Source organism: Acidimicrobiia bacterium, assembly GCA_009694375.1.
GTDB lineage: Bacteria > Actinomycetota > Acidimicrobiia > Acidimicrobiales > VFJN01 > VFJN01.
Genome location: SHVB01000001.1, coordinates 276,507 through 294,228, shown reverse-complemented (window position 1 = coordinate 294,228; position 17,722 = coordinate 276,507). Strand labels below are relative to the sequence as shown.

General features: G+C 67.3%; 19 protein-coding genes and 1 tRNA gene. 14 read left to right on the top strand and 6 right to left on the bottom strand.

Annotated elements, in window-relative coordinates:
- Positions 1-6 precede the first annotated feature (6 nt).
- Positions 7-462, bottom strand: coding sequence for a hypothetical protein (locus tag EXQ71_01445; protein ID MSO86167.1), 456 nt, complete (start codon positions 460-462; stop codon positions 7-9).
- 39 nt (positions 463-501) lie between these two features.
- Complete coding sequence (locus tag EXQ71_01440; GenBank protein MSO86166.1) at positions 502-1,617, bottom strand: amidase; 1,116 nt, start codon at positions 1,615-1,617, stop codon at positions 502-504.
- A 95-nt stretch (positions 1,618-1,712) separates the two neighbouring features.
- Here EXQ71_01440 and EXQ71_01435 point away from each other — a divergent pair, with 95 nt between their 5' ends.
- The 6 genes from EXQ71_01435 to EXQ71_01410 all read left to right on the top strand — a co-directional run bounded on the left by EXQ71_01435 (position 1,713) and on the right by EXQ71_01410 (position 7,012).
- Positions 1,713-2,918, top strand: coding sequence for a DNA recombination protein RmuC (locus tag EXQ71_01435; protein MSO86165.1), 1,206 nt, complete (start codon positions 1,713-1,715; stop codon positions 2,916-2,918).
- 119 nt (positions 2,919-3,037) lie between these two features.
- Positions 3,038-3,826 carry an LPXTG cell wall anchor domain-containing protein gene (locus EXQ71_01430; protein ID MSO86164.1) on the top strand — a complete coding sequence of 263 codons (789 nt, stop codon included), beginning with the start codon at positions 3,038-3,040 and terminating at the stop codon, positions 3,824-3,826.
- A 25-nt stretch (positions 3,827-3,851) separates the two neighbouring features.
- The gene (locus EXQ71_01425) at positions 3,852-4,610 is read left to right on the top strand and encodes a TatD family deoxyribonuclease (protein ID MSO86163.1); all 759 of its coding nucleotides are present in this window, start codon (positions 3,852-3,854) and stop codon (positions 4,608-4,610) included.
- A 355-nt stretch (positions 4,611-4,965) separates the two neighbouring features.
- Positions 4,966-5,376, top strand: coding sequence for a resuscitation-promoting factor rpfe (locus EXQ71_01420; GenBank protein ID MSO86162.1), 411 nt, complete (start codon positions 4,966-4,968; stop codon positions 5,374-5,376).
- Positions 5,249-6,274, top strand: coding sequence for a 16S rRNA (adenine(1518)-N(6)/adenine(1519)-N(6))-dimethyltransferase RsmA (gene rsmA / locus EXQ71_01415; protein ID MSO86161.1), 1,026 nt, complete (start codon positions 5,249-5,251; stop codon positions 6,272-6,274). Before EXQ71_01420 ends, rsmA begins: the two co-directional genes overlap by 128 nt.
- Positions 6,275-6,379: 105 nt before the next feature.
- Positions 6,380-7,012, top strand: coding sequence for a 4-(cytidine 5'-diphospho)-2-C-methyl-D-erythritol kinase (locus EXQ71_01410; GenBank protein ID MSO86160.1), 633 nt, complete (start codon positions 6,380-6,382; stop codon positions 7,010-7,012).
- A gap of 95 nt (positions 7,013-7,107) precedes the next feature.
- On the opposite strand, the gene EXQ71_01405 is transcribed toward EXQ71_01410, so the two are convergent.
- Positions 7,108-7,209 carry an AURKAIP1/COX24 domain-containing protein gene (locus EXQ71_01405; protein MSO86159.1) on the bottom strand — a complete coding sequence of 34 codons (102 nt, stop codon included), beginning with the start codon at positions 7,207-7,209 and terminating at the stop codon, positions 7,108-7,110.
- Positions 7,210-7,365: 156 nt separating this feature from the next.
- Here EXQ71_01405 and EXQ71_01400 point away from each other — a divergent pair.
- From EXQ71_01400 to EXQ71_01385, 4 genes are all read left to right on the top strand, one after another.
- Positions 7,366-7,441 (top strand) — tRNA-Gln (locus EXQ71_01400).
- 53 nt (positions 7,442-7,494) lie between these two features.
- The gene (locus tag EXQ71_01395) at positions 7,495-7,908 is read left to right on the top strand and encodes a hypothetical protein (GenBank protein MSO86158.1); all 414 of its coding nucleotides are present in this window, start codon (positions 7,495-7,497) and stop codon (positions 7,906-7,908) included.
- A gap of 123 nt (positions 7,909-8,031) precedes the next feature.
- Positions 8,032-9,081 (top strand): bifunctional UDP-N-acetylglucosamine diphosphorylase/glucosamine-1-phosphate N-acetyltransferase GlmU, encoded by a 1,050-nt coding sequence (gene glmU, locus EXQ71_01390; protein MSO86157.1) that lies wholly within the window; start codon positions 8,032-8,034, stop codon positions 9,079-9,081.
- 8 nt (positions 9,082-9,089) lie between these two features.
- Positions 9,090-10,073, top strand: coding sequence for a ribose-phosphate diphosphokinase (locus EXQ71_01385; protein MSO86156.1), 984 nt, complete (start codon positions 9,090-9,092; stop codon positions 10,071-10,073).
- 39 nt (positions 10,074-10,112) lie between these two features.
- Here the strand turns inward: EXQ71_01385 and EXQ71_01380 are convergent, their stop codons facing one another.
- Positions 10,113-10,991: an LLM class flavin-dependent oxidoreductase gene (locus EXQ71_01380; protein MSO86155.1), complete on the bottom strand. Its 879-nt coding sequence runs from the start codon at positions 10,989-10,991 to the stop codon at positions 10,113-10,115.
- Between the two features lie 108 nt (positions 10,992-11,099).
- Here EXQ71_01380 and EXQ71_01375 point away from each other — a divergent pair, with 108 nt between their 5' ends.
- The 3 genes from EXQ71_01375 to EXQ71_01365 all read left to right on the top strand — a co-directional run bounded on the left by EXQ71_01375 (position 11,100) and on the right by EXQ71_01365 (position 13,722).
- Positions 11,100-11,771 carry a 50S ribosomal protein L25 gene (locus EXQ71_01375; protein ID MSO86154.1) on the top strand — a complete coding sequence of 224 codons (672 nt, stop codon included), beginning with the start codon at positions 11,100-11,102 and terminating at the stop codon, positions 11,769-11,771.
- A 53-nt stretch (positions 11,772-11,824) separates the two neighbouring features.
- The gene (locus EXQ71_01370) at positions 11,825-12,394 is read left to right on the top strand and encodes an aminoacyl-tRNA hydrolase (protein ID MSO86153.1); all 570 of its coding nucleotides are present in this window, start codon (positions 11,825-11,827) and stop codon (positions 12,392-12,394) included.
- Between the two features lie 62 nt (positions 12,395-12,456).
- Positions 12,457-13,722 (top strand): nucleotide sugar dehydrogenase, encoded by a 1,266-nt coding sequence (locus EXQ71_01365; GenBank protein ID MSO86152.1) that lies wholly within the window; start codon positions 12,457-12,459, stop codon positions 13,720-13,722.
- Between the two features lie 16 nt (positions 13,723-13,738).
- Here EXQ71_01365 and EXQ71_01360 read toward each other — a convergent pair whose 3' ends face one another.
- Entirely contained in the window at positions 13,739-14,875 is a 1,137-nt protein-coding gene (locus tag EXQ71_01360; GenBank protein MSO86151.1) for a PqqD family peptide modification chaperone, read from the bottom strand.
- A gap of 194 nt (positions 14,876-15,069) precedes the next feature.
- Between EXQ71_01360 and EXQ71_01355 the strand changes: the two genes are divergently transcribed.
- A complete protein-coding gene (locus EXQ71_01355; GenBank protein MSO86150.1) occupies positions 15,070-16,833 on the top strand; it encodes an ABC transporter ATP-binding protein in 1,764 nt (587 codons plus the stop codon).
- A 24-nt stretch (positions 16,834-16,857) separates the two neighbouring features.
- Here the strand turns inward: EXQ71_01355 and EXQ71_01350 are convergent, their stop codons facing one another.
- On the bottom strand, positions 16,858-17,721 hold the full coding sequence (locus tag EXQ71_01350) for a hypothetical protein (GenBank protein MSO86149.1): 864 nt from the start codon (positions 17,719-17,721) through the stop codon (positions 16,858-16,860).
- Position 17,722: the final 1 nt, after the last annotated feature.

Sequence of the window (17,722 nt, the reverse complement as noted above, 5' to 3'; positions counted from 1 at the left end):
GCGGGCTTAGAAGCGGGCGGCCAAGCGGGAGAGGTTGCGACGCCATACCCAGCGGAGTAGCGGGGCGGCGAGGAAGGCCCCCACTGGGCCGCCCAGCCAGATCGGGTACACCAGGGTTTCGCTCCACTCGAAGGTGGTGCCGCCCCCTGCTACCGGCTGCAGGGTGAAGCGACCGGTGCCGGTGACCACCCCGGAATGACGAACCCCCATCACCCGCGCCGGTTCCCACTCGGTAATCTCCATCACGTCGGTCAGTTTGAACGGACCGATTTTGGTTTTGCACTCGAAGGTGGTTCCCACCCCGGCGGTGGTAAGCGAGGTGAAACGAATGGCGATGGCGTCGGCCATCCAGTCGACGTGGCTGGCGATCTGGCTGACATCGGCCCATACCGCCTCGGGGGAAGCGTCGAGGATCGTGCCGATACGAATGTGGGTCACCCTGCAAGGGTATCGGCGCACCATCTCCGCCGGTCGTGCCGCGGTGGTTGCCGGTGTCGGCCCTCAGGCGGAGCGCACGGTGGCGGCGGCGGCTTCGAGCACCAAGCCGGTGCCGCACAGTCGACCCTCGGTATCATCGGGGCCGACGAGTTGCAGACTGGCCGGGAAACGCCCGGCGGCGGGAATGGGAAGGGCGAGGCTGGGGTGACCGGCGAGGTTGACGCCGATGCTCGCGCCGCGGGTATTGGGGGTGGGGGCATCGAGGAGGGGTGGGAACTCCACCATGGCGGGCCACGCCAGAACGGGTGCCTGCTGGAAGGCGGCGGCTAATTCAGAGCGCCACCGCGTGCGGTGGACCAGCGCCTTGCGATAGGTAGCCCCGGTCACGGCCTGGGCCTGGCGTAGTTGCGCTTGGATGTCCGGGCCCAACCCGGCCCGATGGTGGTCGTACAGGGGCCCGTCTTGCTGCCACGCTTCGTACTGGAGAATGTCCCGTCCGGCCTGGATCGCCGCGTCCCAGCCCGGCAGGGTGATGGGGATCACCGTGATTTCGGCGGCGGCGAGCAGGTTGTCGATGGCTGTCTCGATGTTCGGATCCACCCCGGGGAGCCGAACTCGCCCGATCACCGTCGTGGTCGCCCCGGCGGCGAAGCCAGGTTCGAGCAGGGCCATGCCGTCCACGAGGCCGCCCACATCGCGTGCCATCGGGCCGATGCTGTCCAGTGAGGGGGCGAGGGGCCAGACGCCGATGGTGGAGACACGGCCCCAGGTGGTCTTGAGGCCGGCGGTGCCGCAACACGCCGAGGGAGTGCGGATCGAACCGCCAGTATCCGTGCCGATGGCGATATCCACCTCACCATGGGCGAGCGCGACGGCGTTTCCGCTGGAACTGCCGCCGGGGATGCACGCCGGGTCGAATGGATTCACCGGGGTGCCGAAAGCGGCGTTCACTCCGGTGCCTCCGAAGGCCAGTTCATGGAGGTTGGTTTTTCCGATGATGGCCACCCCCGCGGCGCGCAGCCCCGCCAGACATTCCGCATCCTGGGTGGCGGCGGCGGCGGTAGAGGCCACCGCCGAGCACGCTGCGGTGGTGGGCGCGCCCGCCACATCGATGAGATCTTTGATCGCCACCCGTACGCCACTGCGCTCATCGTCGAGGCGCAGTATCCAGGTAGCCATTCCGGCTCACTTTACGCGCCCGAGCGGCGGCCTTACCCACCAACCCGGAGAGGAGACCGGCCAGGGTTGTCACACCCGCCGCCCATACTGCGCCTATGGAACTTTCTGTCGTTTTGGTCCTGTTGGGCGTGCTGGGGGTGATTGGGGTGGCACTGGTCGTGGGGCTGGCGGCCGCCCGGTCCGGTGCCCATCAGGCCGATGCCCGTCTGGCCGCCGCCCTCGAGGAGCAATCGGCTGCTCTAGCGGCCACCCTCGGCCACGAGCGCGAGCACACCGTTACCTCGGCGGCCGGCATGGCCGCGCAAATGGCTGGCGAAAAACTGGGGGATTCGATGCAAAGCGGCAGCCGCCAGTTGGATCTGCGCGCCAGCGCCTTCGAGAAGCGGGTGGAGGGCCTTACCGCCCAGTTGGAACGCCTCGGCGATGTGGTTGCTCGCCTGCAGCAGGAAGGGGCCCAGCAGCACGGCCAACTGGTGGCCGGTCTCCAGGCGGCTACCGCCTCTACCACTCGGCTGGCCGAGACCACCGGGCATCTGCGCGAGGCGTTGGCTAGCCCAAAAGCGCGCGGCCAGTGGGGCGAGCGCATGGCTGACGACGTGTTGCGCCTAGCCGGCATGGTGGAGGGGGTTACCTATAAAAAGCAGACGGCGATCGCCGGTGGTGCCATTCCGGATGTCACGTTTCTGCTCCCAGGGGAGCGGGTGCTCCACATGGATGTGAAGTTTCCGATCGACAACTACCTACGACATTTGGAGGCCGGTACCGACGGGGAGCGGGCGGCCACCGCCAAGGCGTTCCTGCGTGATGTCCGTCACCGGGTGAAGGAACTGTCTACCCGCGGCTATATCGATCCCGACATCACGCTGGACGAAGTGCTGCTGTTCATCCCCAACGAGAGCGTGTGGGCCTTCATCCACGATCAGGACCCGGATCTGATCGATGTGGCCCTGCGCCAGAAGGTGGTGTTGTGCTCTCCGGTCAGTCTGTTTGCGGTGCTCGCCGTGATCCGTCAGGCGGTGGAACAAACCCGACTCACCCGGACCTCCGACGAGATCCTTCGATGCCTGGTGGGGTTCAGCGAACAATGGACGAAGTTCTCCGAGGCCCTCGATGGGGTTTCCAAACGGTTCGATCTCGCCCAGCGGGCCCTCGAAGACGTGGCCGGCCCGCGGCGTCGCCAACTTGAACGCCAACTCAGCCGCATCGATGGTCTGCGGGGAGAACGAGAGCTTCCCGTGCCGTCGATCGAGCTCGGGCCCCTCAACCCCGACGATCCGTGGGGGATGGCGGAGGTAGGATGAGCGACCCTGGTTGCCCACTGGCCTCGGCGGCGCCCACCCGCCTGGCTGTTGACGGGGAGGCACCAAGTTTCTATCGTCGATCGCAGTATGTGTTCTTGTGAAATGAAAGAGGTTGGCGCGTGGCCGTGGCAGTCCCTGCTCGAGTACCCCTCGCTCAAGCGGCATTGGTGGTGGGCTTACTCCTGACTGTGCTGGGGGTTTGGGCGGTCCCGGCCTCGGCGGAGGCCCCGCCGGTATTCGGGCCTGGCTACCATTCGTACCTCGGCATCGGTCAACGAGGGGTTGCGGCGTCCTCGTTGGAGACTTCGCAGAAATGTCCCTCGGCGGCAGTGGTGGCGGGATGGACCGCCTGGCATTTCATCCTGGACGCTCCCGCCGAGGTGGCCTCGCTCGATGTGGCCTTCACCCTGGACGGCCACGAGGTGACGTTGGCGGGCCTCACCGCGCGCACCACCGAGCAGTGGGCCACCTTCAGTCCCGCCGAGAATTTCATCGCTGATCCGAGCAGGCACGATGCCTACGTGTACACCCCCTGGTCCGGGGTGGTGCACGACGCCGCCTCCTACAACACCCCTGACTCGCCGGAGTCATCCATCGTGCTGAGCCACACCTGCGGGGCCACCTCCTCCTCCACCCCCACGACCACCATCCCGACCACCACCATCCCGACCACCACCATCCCGACCACCGCCACCGAAGAGCAAATCGAGATTGGTACTGCGCTCGTGATCGAGCAGAGCCCCCCTACCTCGGTGGGCGTGCTGGCGTTGGTGATCACCCGCTCCCTGCCCGCCACGGGGCCGAGCGGGTCGCTGCCCCTCACCATCATGGGAGGGGTTTTGATCTTGGCGGGGTTGGTCAGTCTCCGGCTGAGGCGCGCCACGGCACCCCCTGGGCCCCATCGCTAGGGAACCGAAGTCCTACCCTTGCCTGATGCGCTGGATCGACGACCACTGCCACCTTGATCTCGACCCGGCGGTGGCCGCCCAGCAGGTGACATCGGCCGGGGTCGCCGGAGTGGAACGGTTGATCACCGTGGGGTGTGACGTGGAGCAGTCGCGCGCGTACCTCGCCACCGCCCGGCGCCATCCCGGGGTGGTGTGGGCCACTGCGGGAGTGCACCCCCACGAGGCCAGCGGCGGAATCGACGGGCTCGAGGCACTGCTGGGCGAACCCGAGGTGGTGGGGGTGGGGGAGTGCGGTCTGGACTTCCATTACGACCACTCCCCGCGGACGCAGCAGGTAGAGGTCTTCGCCGCCCAGATCGCCCTGGCCCACACCCACGACCTCACCTTGGTGATCCATACCCGGGAGGCGTGGTCGGAAACCTTCGCCATCCTGGCGGCGGAGGGGGTGCCCGAACGCACCGTTTTCCATTGCTTCACCGGCGGCCCCGAGGAGGCCCGCCGCTGTCTTGATCTCGGCGCCGTGTTGTCCTTCAGCGGCATCGTTACCTTTCCCTCCGCCGTCGCCCTCCACGACGCGGTCGCCTTGTGTCCCCTCGATGCTCTTTTGGTGGAGACCGACAGCCCGTACCTTGCTCCGGTACCGCATCGCGGGAAGCGGAATCAGCCGGCGTGGGTCACCGAGGTGGGGGCTCGGATCGCCGAACTCAAGGGCCTCGCCGCCGAAGATGTTGCGGCTGCCACCTGGGAAACGGCCCACGCCATCTACCGGCTACCCCCCGACTGACCCCTCTTACCAGTCGTTCAAGAAATCACAAGGTGGTAGTTTGCGGTTGTGTTACGGGCGCGCGTAATGTTGGAACGTCATGTCAGCAAAGTTCCCTCGTCGCCCCCCGACTCAGTTGGACGGGGTCAATCCTCCGGGTCTCCCTGGCGAACCGGGCATGGATCCCGACGCCGGCGAAGGGGCCCCCGCGGTGCGCGTGCGGCGCAGTCGAATGGCGTTGGCCCTCGCCGTCACCCTCGCGGCGCTGCCGCTGTTGGTGATCGACAACCTCCCCGCCACCGCCGAGACCGAAGATGTGCCCGCGGCCCCAGTGGCCCTCGAGCCTGCCCTGGCAGCGTCCTCCACCACCACGACCATGCCGGCGCCCTCCACCACCGTGACCACGGTGGCCCCCGCTCCGCCCACCGCCCCCGCACCCACCGCGCCGGTTCGGGCGCGGGTGGCCGCCCCGCCCACCACCGTGGCCGCTCCCCCCGCGCCAACCACGACGACGCCCCCGGCGACCGCCGGCCCCGCCGACCCGAACGATCCGGCCAACTGGGATCGGATGGCGCAGTGTGAGGCTGGCGGAAACTGGGCGATCAACTCCGGCAACGGCTACTTCGGTGGCCTGCAGTTCTCGCTGACTATGTGGGCTGATGTGGGTGGTGTGGGTTATCCGCACGAGGCGTCGCGGGAGGAACAGATCAAGCGCGGCATGGTCCTGCAGGCACGCGGCGGCTGGGCCCAGTGGCCCACGTGCGCTCGCTCCCTCGGCTTCCTCTGACCCCCGCGCCCCTTGTCGTGGCTCACCATCGGGGCCGCCGCCACTCAACCCCGGGCGCCGGGCCGGACTCTGGCAGGCTCAGAGCGTGACGCACTCGCCGACGGAGATTCGGGCGCTGCTGGCGACGGGTGGGGTAGAGCCATCGCGAGCGCTGGGGCAAAACTTTCTGGCCGACGCCAACGTCATCCGCAAGATCGTGCGGCTGGCGGGGGTGCGCTCCGGTGACAGGGTGGTAGAGATCGGGGCCGGACTGGGGTCGCTCACCCTTGGTTTGGTGGAGGCGGGCGCGGTGGTGACCGCCATCGAGATCGATCGTCGCCTGGTGCCCATCCTCCGTTCGGTCGTGGAGCCGGTGGGGGCGACGGTGGTGCAAGCCGATGTCATGGAGATGGACTGGCCCGCCCAACTGGGCGAGGGAACGTGGTCGCTGGTGGCAAACCTGCCGTACAACATCGCCACCCCCGTAGTGCTCGACCTACTCGCCACCGTTCCCGCCATCGACCGCATGCTGGTGATGGTGCAACTTGAAGTGGGGGAGCGCCTGGCCGCCACGCCGGGGACGAAGGCCTACGGGATCCCGTCGGTGCGCCGAGCCTGGTGGGCCGACGCCGAGGTGGTGGGAAAAGTGTCGCCCGGCGTCTTCATCCCCCCGCCGCGGGTGGAGTCGGCCCTCGTGGCGATCCGACGGCACGAGCCGGCCGGCGATGATGCCCAACGCCGGGTGGTGTTCAGCCTCGTGGAAGCGGGCTTCGGCCAGCGCCGCAAAATGTTGCGGCGCTCCCTGGCCGAGATGGTGACGCCGGAGGCATTCGCCATCGCTGGTATCCGTCCTGAGGCGCGCGCCGAAGAACTCGTGATTGCCGATTGGCTCCGCCTGGCCGCCGAGGCGAATCCCTGACTCGCTCGTTACCCTCCGCCCCGCCCTCGGCTCTACGCTGAGGGGGTGCTCGCTCCTGCGAAACTGACCCGGTCGCTGCGGGTGGTGGGGGTACGGCCCGACGGTATGCACCTGATTGAGGCCGAGATGGTCACCATCGACCTCGCCGACACCTTGACCTTTACCGACGGCGATGGCCTGGAGTTGATCGGGGGTGGGGCCGATGTGTCGGCCGGGGATGACAACCTCGTACGACGAGCCCTGGCGGCAGTGGGGCGGACCGCCCGAGTGCGGTTGGACAAGCGCATCCCCTCGGGCGCCGGGCTGGGCGGGGGTTCAGCCGATGCCGCCGCGGTGTTGCGCTGGGCCGGTGAAACGGACTGCACCCTCGCCGCCGCCCTCGGGGCCGACGTGCCGTTTTGCCTGCTCGGCGGCCGGGCTCGGGTGACGGGCATGGGGGAATGTCTGGAGCCCTTAGCGTTTCTGCCTATCACCTTTACCCTGCTCACCCCGCCGGTGTACTGCGCCACCGCCACGGTGTACCGGGCCTGGGACAACCTCGGGGGGCCGCGAGCGGAAGGCCCCAACGATCTCGAACCCGCCGCGTTGGCCGTGGCCCCCGAACTCGCCTACTGGCGCGATCGCCTCGGCGACGCCACCGGCCACACCCCAGTGCTCACCGGCAGCGGCAGCACCTGGTTCGTGGAGGGAGCGTACGAAGGCGACGGTTTCGTGGTGGCCCATACGATCCGGGCCTGACCGCCCCGGGGTCACCAGCGGGCCCTACGCGCGCCGACCGCCCCGTGGGAGGGGCGGTCGGTCACCGAGATCGGTTGTGCGGGGGAGCGAGTCGGCTACTTGCCGGCTGCTCTGCGCTTGAAACGCGTGCGCTTCAGCATCTTCTTGTGCTTCTTCTTGCGCATGCGCTTACGGCGCTTCTTGATCAATGAACCCATGAGGCTGGCCACGCTATCGGTGACGCCATGGTCGACGCCAACGCCGGCCCATCGTCTCGTCGGCCGCCGCAACGAAGCGCCGGCGGGCTCCGGCGCGGCGGTGATCCTGGCCGAAACGTGCACTGGGGTTCCCGGGGCGTATCCTGAGGCCACCGATCGGGGGTAGTTCAATTGGCAGAACACCGGCCTTTGGAGCCGGATGTTGGAGGTTCGATCCCTCCCCCCCGAGCCATGGATCCCGCCGACCCCTCCCGGCGCGCGCCGCCCTCGGGCCCAGGTTGTTTGATGATCGCCCTTCTCCTCCCGGTGGTGGTGGTCGTGGGCATCGTCATCGGGGCGGTCCTCAACCAGCAGGAAGATCCCAACGCCGAGAAGTCCGTGACTCTCGACGAGGGCGCGCTCGCGGCCACGCAGTGGCGGGTAACCGCCGAGCGCGACGTCGACGGCGAGACATGCACGTTCCTGTACGCCGACGGCGTGCAACTGGCCGGTGCTTGCAGCCTGACGCCACAAGACGCCACCTTCGGCGGCCAGACGGTGGTGTTCGGCCGGTCGGCGGGCACGGCGGATGCGGTGTCGCTCCAACTGACCGACGGAACGGTAGTGAGCATTGACACCCGGCGCGCCGACGGTTTCGACGGCCGCTTTTATGTGCAGGTGGTGCCTGGCGTGGTGGATGCGGAACGATTCGCCCCCTAGAAGCCCGTTTTTGGTGCCGAGGGATCTATAGAACGGGAGCGGGTGGCCCGGGCGGGGTAGACCAGAGGGGTGAGTGAACGCCACCTATCCGCTGTCGTACTGGCTGCTGGCGAGGGATCGCGCATGCGATCCACCCGTCCGAAGCCGCTGCATCTGCTCTGTGGCCGGGCGATGGTGCTCTACGTCCTCGATGCCCTCCCCGCCGCCGAGATCGGTCGGGCCGTGGTGGTGGTGGGCCATGAGGCCGAGCGAGTGACCAAGAAACTCACCGAGGACAGTGCTGGCCTCCGGCTCGAATTCGTGGAGCAAACCCGCCAGCTGGGCACCGGCGACGCGGTGTCCGTGGGCCTCACCGGTCTGCCCGACGACGATCTCGACGACGATCTCGATGTGCTGGTGCTGCCCGGCGACACCCCCCTTCTGCGTCCCGCCACCATCGACACCCTCGTGGCCGAGCATCGTGCATCCGGGGCGGCCTGCACGATGCTCACCGCCCATCTCAAAGATCCCACCGGGTACGGCCGCATCGTGCGGGTGGGTAAGGACGAGCGCGTGGCGAGGATCGTGGAGCACCGAGACGCCACTGCTGAGCAACTTGAGATCCGCGAGATCAACACGGGGATCTTCTGTTTCCGGCGCAGTCTGCTGGCCCCTGCCCTGCGGCTGGTGCACCCCAACAACAGTCAGGGCGAGTACTACCTCACCGATGTGGTGGAGGTACTCACCGACGCGGGCCATCGAGTGGTCACGCTCATGGCGGGCGATCCCGACGAGACCCATGGCATCAACGACCGTGCCCAACTCGCCCATGCCGAAGCCGGGCTCCGCCGTCGCATCAACGCCGCCTGGCTGGCCAAGGGCGTCACCATGGTGGACCCCTCCGCTACCTACATCGACACCACCGTGGTGCTCGCCGCCGACGTCACGTTGTTCCCCGGCACGATCCTCCAAGGTCTCACCACCATTGGACGGGGTGTCGAGATTGGCCCGGGATGTCGGCTGGTGGACTGCACGGTGGGCGAACACACCACCCTCAAGCATACCGTTGCCCGTCACAGCACCATCGGCGCTGATTGCGTGGTCGGTCCCTACGCCGTGCTGGAACCGGGGGCCGAAATTGCGCCAGGTACCCACACCGGGGCGTTCTACACTCCCAACATCGCCACGCACTAAAGGAACCCATGGAGCTGATTACCAAGAAGAGGCTGCACCTACTGTCGGGCCGGTCGAACTTGCCCTTGGCCAACGAGATTGCGGCCCAGTTGGGCGTGGAACTCGGCCATCCCAACTTGGTGGAGTTCTCCAATGGCGAGATCCACGCAAAGCTCGGGGAAAACGTGCGCGGCGCCGATGTGTTCATCATCCAGACGCACGGCTCCACCGAGGACCTTTCCGTCAATGATGTGATCATGGAGCAATTGATCATGATCGACGCCGCCCGGCGCGCCTCGGCCAAGCGCATCACCGCCGTGATCCCCAACTACGGCTATGCCCGCCAGGATCGCAAGGCCGAGGGTCGTGAGCCGATCACCGCCAAGTTGGTGGCCAACTTATTTGCCTCGGCGGGGGCCAACCGGCTGATGTCGGTGGACCTGCACTCCGGGCAGATCCAAGGCTTTTTTGACGGCCCCGTGGACCACCTCACCGCCATGCCCGTCCTCGTTGACTACATCAAGACCAACCTCCACGCCGATCTCGTCGTCGTGTCGCCTGATGCCGGCCGGGTGAAGGTGGCGGAGCGGTACACCAATCAACTGCAGGCTGATCTGGCCATCGTGCACAAGCGCCGGGTGAAGGGCGTGAAGAACAGCGTGGAGGCCGTGGAGATCGTGGGCGACGTCCAAGGCCGTACCTGCGTGATCATCGACGACATGATCGACACCGGCGGCACCATCTGCGCGGCCGCCGACCAACTCCGGGAACGGGGTGCCTCCGATATTTACGCACTCGCCACCCACGGAGTGCTGTCGGGCCCAGCCATCGACCGGTTCAAGAACTCTGTGATCAGCAAGGTGATCGTCACCAACACCTTGCCCCTGGGTCCGGAAAAGCAGATCGACAAGATCGAGGTGCTGTCGGTGGCCAAGATCCTGGCCGAGGCGATCGATGCGGTATTCGAAGACAATTCCGTCTCGGAGATCTTCGGCGGCGCCAACCAGAACTGACCGTTCCCCTCACGGGGGTTGCCGAGGGTGGCCCGCGGGTCAGAGGTAGTCGGAGAGCACCTCGGTGAGTTCATCGAGTTGGGTCAGATCGGTGACCGTGGGGACGAGTTGGATTTCGTCGTAGCCCGCCGCCTCGGCGGCTTCTACCCCGGCTCGCACGGCATCGGGCCCGGCCGCGGTGGCGGAATTGGCGAGGGCATCGGCGAGCGCGGGGCCAAAGACCCCGAGGTAGTGGCGGGCATACCCCCGCAGTTGGGGAAGGGGTTGGGCGCCGAGGGCAAACCACCAACTCGTCATGAGTAAGGGTGGATCCTCTCGCCCGGCGGCCGTCCACGCCGAGCGGACGCGATCCGCCCCACCCGCCAGGGCCGCCGGGGTGGGGTCGAGTTCGAATCCGTTGATGCCGTCGGCCCAGCGAGCGCTGCGGGCCAGGGAACGCGGTCCTACCCCCGCTGAGATGATCGGAATCCGATGCAGCGGGGGTGGGCCGAGGGGCGCGTGACCGGGCGCCGGTGGCTCCCCGTCCCATAGGCGGCGCAGGCGGGCCACCTGGGCGTCGAGGCGGTCCCAGCGCTGCGCTACGGGCCTGTCGAGCGCCTCGTAGTCCTCCGACCGCCCACCCACCCCGACCCCCAGCACCGCTCGGCCTCCGGAGAGCACGTCGATCGTGGCCATCTGCTTGGCCACCGAGACCTCCGAATGCATCGGGAGCACCACCACCGAGGCGGCGATATCGACCGTTTCGGTGACGGCCGCGGCCGCGCTCAGCACGGAGAACATCTCCAGGTTACGGTAGGAAATCCGCTCGCCGAAGCCAATGGTGGAGTACCCATCGGCTTCGATGCGGCGGGCCCACTCCAGCACTCCGCGCCGATCGAGACCGTCGAGCATGGCCGGCAGGGCGAGTCCGATACGCATAGGACGAGATCCTGCCAGGTGGCTCGGGATTGGGCCGATCAAGTACCCTCATGTCCTCAACCACAGAACCAACGCGCTCCGGCGCGATCTCAGACGTAGGAGCATCCGATGGCCGAGATCATTCTCCAAGCAACCCCGCGTCCTCCCCAGGGCACCCGTCCCGCCCGTCGTCTGCGCAACGAGGGAAAAATCCCCGGCGTGGTCTACGGCCTCGGGGCCGATCCGATCCCGCTCATGGTGGAATGGCGCGAACTGCGGGCCGCCCTCATCACCGAGCAGGGCCTCAACGCCGTCATCAACCTCGACGTATCCGGTGAGCGGATGCCCACCCTGGTGAAGGACATGCAGCGCCATGCGGTGCGCCGCAACATCTTGCACGTCGACTTCATCCGAGTGGATCTGGACAAGACCGTCGAGGTCGAGGTGGCGATCCACATCGAAGGCGAAGCCAAGCATGTGGCCGACGACGACGGCGTGGTGGATCAGGTGCTCACTTCCCTACTCATTACCGCCAAACCGGCCGACATCCCCACCGGCCTCACCATCAACATCTCCGGTCTCGAGATCGGAAGCGCCCTGCGGGTGAGCGACATCGTTCTGCCCGCCGGTGTTACCACCACCGTCGATCCCGAAGAGGCGGTGGTGACCGCCAGTCGTCAGGTGGCTGAAGTGGTGGTGGTCGGCGATGCCGCTACCGATGCCGAGGGTGCCGGCGAAGCGGCCGATGGCGAGGCCAGCGGTGATAGTGCCCCCGAGGCCAGCGACGGTGACGAGGGCTGATGTTTGGGCGATGGGGTGGCGCGACCTTGCGTCGCGGCACCCCAGCGGACCTGTTGGTGGTTGGTCTGGCCAACCCGGGCGCCGAATACGACGGCACCCGTCACAATGTGGGGGCCGAGGTGGTTCAACTGCTGGCCCAACGCCACGGTGCGATACTCCGCAAAGGCAAGGAACGCGCCCTGGCCGACGAGGTGACGGTGGGGGAGAAGCGTCTGGCGCTGGCGATCCCGCTCACCTACATGAACCTCTCGGGCGAGGCGGTGGCGCCGTTGGTGCGCCGGCATGGGATCGACGACCCCCACCGCCTTGTGATTGTGCACGATGAGCTCGACCTCCCGGTAGGCACGCTCAAGGTGAAGGTGGGGGGCGGGTTGGCTGGCAACAACGGTCTCAAGTCCGTCAAGGCGCACCTCCACACCGACGACTTCGTGCGGGTGCGCATCGGCATCGGCAAGCCACCGGGTAAAGCCCAGGGCGTGGAGCACGTCCTCAAGAAGCCCGGCAAAGCAGACCGCGCCGAACTGAACGTGGTGGTGCAGGAGGCCGCTGATGCCGTCGAGCTCATCCTGCAGGGCGATCCCGGACAAGCCATGAGCCGCTATAACACCCGGCCGAGAGAGTAGTTCTGCTGCGGACCCGACGGGCGCAACGCCAGCGGAGCTCGTCGAGGGGGCATCATGGGGAGATGAGCAACGAGATCGCCATCATCGTGGGGCAGGGATACGTGGGCTTGCCCCTGGCGATGCGGGCGGTGGCCGCTGGTTACGAGGTGATCGGCTACGACGTGGACGAGGCGCGGGTGGCTGCGTTGACCTCGGGCACGTCGTTCGTGGAGGACATCAGCGATCACGATGTGGCGGAGGCCTTGGCCACTGGTCGTTATCGAGCCGTGTCCACCCTCGCGGGCCTGGCCCGTTTTGATGTGGCCATCATCACGGTGCCCACCCCGCTGCGCGAGAGCATCCCCGACCTCACCTTCATCGACAAGGCCGGTGCCGATCTGGCCCCGCTGCTCACGCCGGGGGCCACCGTGGTGCTGGAGAGCACCACCTACCCCGGCACGACGGAGGAGCGCCTCGCCCCCATCCTGGCGGCCGGGTCGGGACTGCGGGCCGGCGAGGACTTTCACCTCGGCTATTCCCCCGAGCGCATCGACCCGGGCAATCAGACCTACACCCTGGTGAACACCCCGAAAGTGGTGAGTGGGGTCGACGCCGCCAGCCTCGCCGCCGTCCGATTGTTCTACGACCGGATCGTGGAGACCACGGTGCCAGTATCCACCCCGAAGGAAGCCGAACTCACCAAACTTCTCGAGAACACGTTCCGGCATGTGAACATCGCCCTGGTGAACGAACTGGCGATGTTCGCCCACGATCTCGGAATCGACGTGTGGGAGGCCATCGACGCCGCCTCCACCAAACCGTTTGGGTACCTGCGTTTCACGCCCGGTCCGGGCGTGGGTGGCCACTGCCTCCCGGTGGACCCGAGTTACCTCTCCTGGCAGGTGAAACGCCGACTGGGGCAGAGTTTCCGCTTCGTGGAATTGGCGAACGACGTCAACGAGCACATGCCCGACTACGTCGTACGACGCCTGTTCAGTGCCCTCAACGATCAGGGCAAGCCCATCCGGGGGAGTCGCATCCTCCTGCTGGGCATCTCCTTCAAAGCCAACGTGGGGGATTGGCGGGAGAGCCCCAGCCACCGAGTGGCCCACCTGCTGGCGGATCTGGGTGCAGAACTGGTGGCCGCCGATCCGCACGTGGCCTCCGATCGCTTCCCGGCCGGGGTGCGGCCGGTGGAGGCCACGCCCGAGGAGATCGCGTCGGCCGATGCCGTGGTGCTCTTGGTGGACCACGCGGCCTTCGATCCCGCCGTGATCGTGGCCCACGCCCGCTACGTGCTCGATACCAAGGCCCGCCTGCCCCACGCCGCCAACGTCGAACGCCTCTGAACCAACGCGCCGGGGCTTACGGCCCGGGCCGGGGCGACGAATCATTGACCGCCGCCACGGCCTCGTTGATGTCGCTGTGCACCAGGCCCAGCACCGGCACACGCTGGGCCAGATCACACACGATGTCGAGGCCGGCGTTACCGACCTCGGCCAGGTTGAGGGCGTGCTCGAGTAGCGCGCCCACCGCAACAGTGGGGTCGAGCATCTCGAGGTGCAGGCGCGCTCCGGCTTGGAAGAAAGTGATGACGACCCGCTCTACCGGGCCGACGGGGCCGTGGAGGATCGTGACATCGGCCCGCACGTCGGTGGGGTTGGTGGTGGCCGATGGGGAGGGGTCGAGTCGGAGGATGCGGCGGCTTTCGTCGCTCAGGGCCAGTGGAGCGGGGTAGGCGAGCGCTCGTGGCGGCGCCGATTGGATTCCCACGATGGCGTCACTGGCGTAGTCCCAGCCGAGGCGAATGAGTGCGGCGGCCAGGGTGGTGGCCCCCGATCCGGACGGACCGGGTAACAAGACGACCTCACCGTCGGGGGAACGCACACACCCGGAGCGCAGCACGAGGCAAACGGGGGTGTGGGTGGCGATGGAGCGAAGCGCATGGGGCAGGTCGTCGAGGGCTTCGGCTGGCGAGGCATAGGAACGGGCCGGACCCCCGCCGGTGAGGGTGACGTCGCCCCCGGGCTGCGCCTTCATGTCGATGGTCACGGTGATGGGTAGGTCCCCTCGAAGCGACGCCACCCGCGTCTCGGCTTGGGCCAGCAGCGCTGCGTCATTGCTGCGAAGGACCACTCCGGTGGTCAGCACCCGCAGCCCTGCGCTGACGTAAGGACCAGCAGGATCGGCGGCTCTCGTGCTCTCGGCCACCACCGGGGTGGTGAGCCCATCCCGCTCGCCCACCAACCCGATCTCGCTGAGCATCTCCAAATAGGCGTGCACATCGGCGGCTATGTCATCGGTGGGACCGCCGGTGATGCCGGCGATCTCGGCCACAAGCTCCTCGGTGTAGGCCTGCCCATCACACAGATCCAACACCCAGCCCGCTTCCGGACTCAGGAGGTGGGTGGTCTGGGTGGTGAGGTCATACGCCACGGACCACTCGGCCAGCGTGGCACGGAGTATGTCAGGAGAGGGGTACGGGAGAACAGCCAGGACCACAGGCTAGAACGCCCTGCGCTGCTGCACCGGCGGGGTGGGCCGATTCCCCCGGGTGTCCAGGGGAGCCAATCGCTCTGGCGTAGGCTCACCGGTAACGGAGGGCCCTTGGGACCCCCACGCGCTATGACCATTCTCGACGACCTCCCTCCGGTGCCGCTACCGCTTCTGTGGTTGGTACCTCCTGGGGTGGCTCCGTGAGCGCCCTGAAGCGGGCGGTCGCCTCAGTGGCCCCCGATACCGTCGCTAGCCTCTGGCAGATGCTGGGCCGCCTCTTTGGCCCCCGACGTCGCCGATTGATCGTGCATCCGATCCTGGGCACCGTGATCGCGGTGTCCGAGACGGTGTCGCTCCTCACCATTCTTCGCCTGCTGCTGCTCCTCGTCGAGGACAACAACCGGGCCAATCTTGCCTGGGGGCCATTCACGGGCTCGTTGTCCTTTGGCGCCCTCGCCGGCGTGGCGGCGATCAGCCTGCTGATCACGCTGCTGGCCCGACTCGCCGAAGCCCAGGTATCGGCCCGGAACCAGGCGTTCGCGCTGCGCCGGGCCCGTTCCCTGGTGATCGACGCCTGGTTCGCGGCCGATTGGGAGCACCTCCACGCCGCTCGTCTTGGGCGCCTGCAGCAGTTGCTGGGGTTGAACGCCCAACAGGCGGTGATCCCGCTCCAGTTACTCTCGGTGGCCTCGGTGGCGGTGATCAGCCTCGCCATCTACCTGGTCATCGTGGTGGTCACCGCCCCTGCCATTGCCCTGTTGTTCGCCGTGGTGGCCCTCGGCTCCGCCGCCGCGTTGAACCCGCTGCGACGGCGGTCGAAGCACCTGGCGCGAGGGCAAGCGGATCTCCTCGGTGACCTGCAACTCAACGCCACGTCGTACGTGCAACTCAATCGCGAACTCCACGTCTTCGGGGTGGAGGAAGCGGCGGCCACTCGTCTGAAGGATCTGAGTAGTGCCACCGCGGACAGTTACGCCCGTCTGAAGTTCATTCAGCGGATGCTGCCGAGCGTCTACCAGCAGGTGCTGCTGGCCGCCATCGTGGGGATCGTGGTGGTGGGGCGGGCGATAGATGTGGCGGCCGTAGCGTTTGGGACGGCCGCCATTCTGGCCGTGCGCTCGCTGAGTTACATCCAGCAACTGAACTCGTCGGTTCAGATCTATGTAGAGACGAGGCCGTTCCTCGAAGAACTCCTTGATTCGGTGAGCGACAACCGAGATCGGCAAACCCCCCGGGGTGACGCCGAACTGGGGCCGGTGACCGCCATCTCGCTCCACAACCTGGGTTATCGCTATCCCTCGGGACACCAGGCGCTCGAGGGCATCAACCTCGACCTCGGACCCGGCGACTGGCTGGGCGTGATCGGCCCCTCCGGGGGCGGCAAGACGACCCTGGCCAACACGCTGGCCGGACTGTTGTCGCCCACGACGGGGTCGCTGCAGGTGAATGGTGCGGCGGTGGAGACCTATTCGGCGCAGTCGTGGACCACGCAACTGGGCTTGCTATCCCAAGAACCCGTGCTCCTGGCCGCCACCATCGCCGAGAACATCGCCTTTCACCGCCCCGCAACGGCCGAGCAGGTGCAACGCGCCGCCGGGCGTGCCGGGATTGATCGGGAGATCGAGGCCCTACCCGAGGGCTATGCCACCGCAGTGGGGGAGGGGCACTCATCGTTGTCAGGGGGGCAGCGCCAGCGCGTGGCTCTGGCCCGCTCGCTGCTGGCCTCGCCCACCTGCCTGATCCTCGATGAACCCACCAGTGCCCTCGACGCGGCCAACGAGGCGTTGGTGGAGCAGTCTCTGCTCGACCTGTCCCCAACCTCGATCGTGATCGTGGTGTCGCACCGAGATGCCCTGATCAGACGCTGCAATCGCTTCATTGTGCTCGAGCATGGTCGGGTGGTGGCCCAGGGCGATGCCAGCGAGGTCGATCTCGTCGCCCGCCTCGGGGCCGCCGACGCGTGACGCTCGCGGGTTGATCGGCGCCGGCTAGTGGTTCCGGATGGACCCGAAGAGCCGGACGGTTCCCGCCGCCGCGCCGCGCCACCGGGAGTCCCATCCCAGCACGGCCCGCAGTTCGTCGGGCGTACGGAGATGGTCGGCCCCCAACTCGCTCGCCGCGATGGCGGCGAGGGCTGTGCCGTTGGTGGCTTGCTCCAATCTTTCATGGAGTGCTCGTCCGCGCCCCTCGGTAGGGGGTTGGCGGCGCTCAGGGTGCCGAAGCAGTCGGGCGTCGCGACCCAGGTACGACGCGTACAGCACGGCGGTGGTGAGGCAGTTCGACACCACGCGTCGGTGATCCAACATCTGAAGGATCTGGCGGATCAACATGGTGGGATCGTCGCTAACCACCCACGGGGGTCGTAGCCAGTTCGTGGTGACCGTCGCATCCGGCAGCTCGCTTTGGTACAGCGCGACGGTGTGCCCATCGTCGAACTCATAGGGATGGAGGTTCACCGTGATGGAGGTGGGATCCAGGTCCCGGACCTGATCGATGAGGGTCGAGTGCACCTCGCCAGCCAGGGGGGCGCTGCGGAGTTGATGACACGGATAGACGAGGAGGTCCTTGGTGGGCTCGATCGCCAGGGCGGGCTTCAAGAGCTCATGGAGGTACAGGAATGGCGCGCCGATGGCCTCCACGGTGTGGCCCGGATGACGCGCCGCGGTGGCCGAGCGGTTGGCTTCGGACCAGACGAATAACGGCGCCTTCGGGATCAGGCGCATGTCGGCCGGAAACCCCGACTCCGGCTTCCACCCGTGCTGGATGTAACCGAAGGTTCGTTTCGGGCGATGGATCGAGGCGGCCCACGACAGGATCATCTCGTGGCCGTAGTAGTCGTTGGAAGGGTGCATG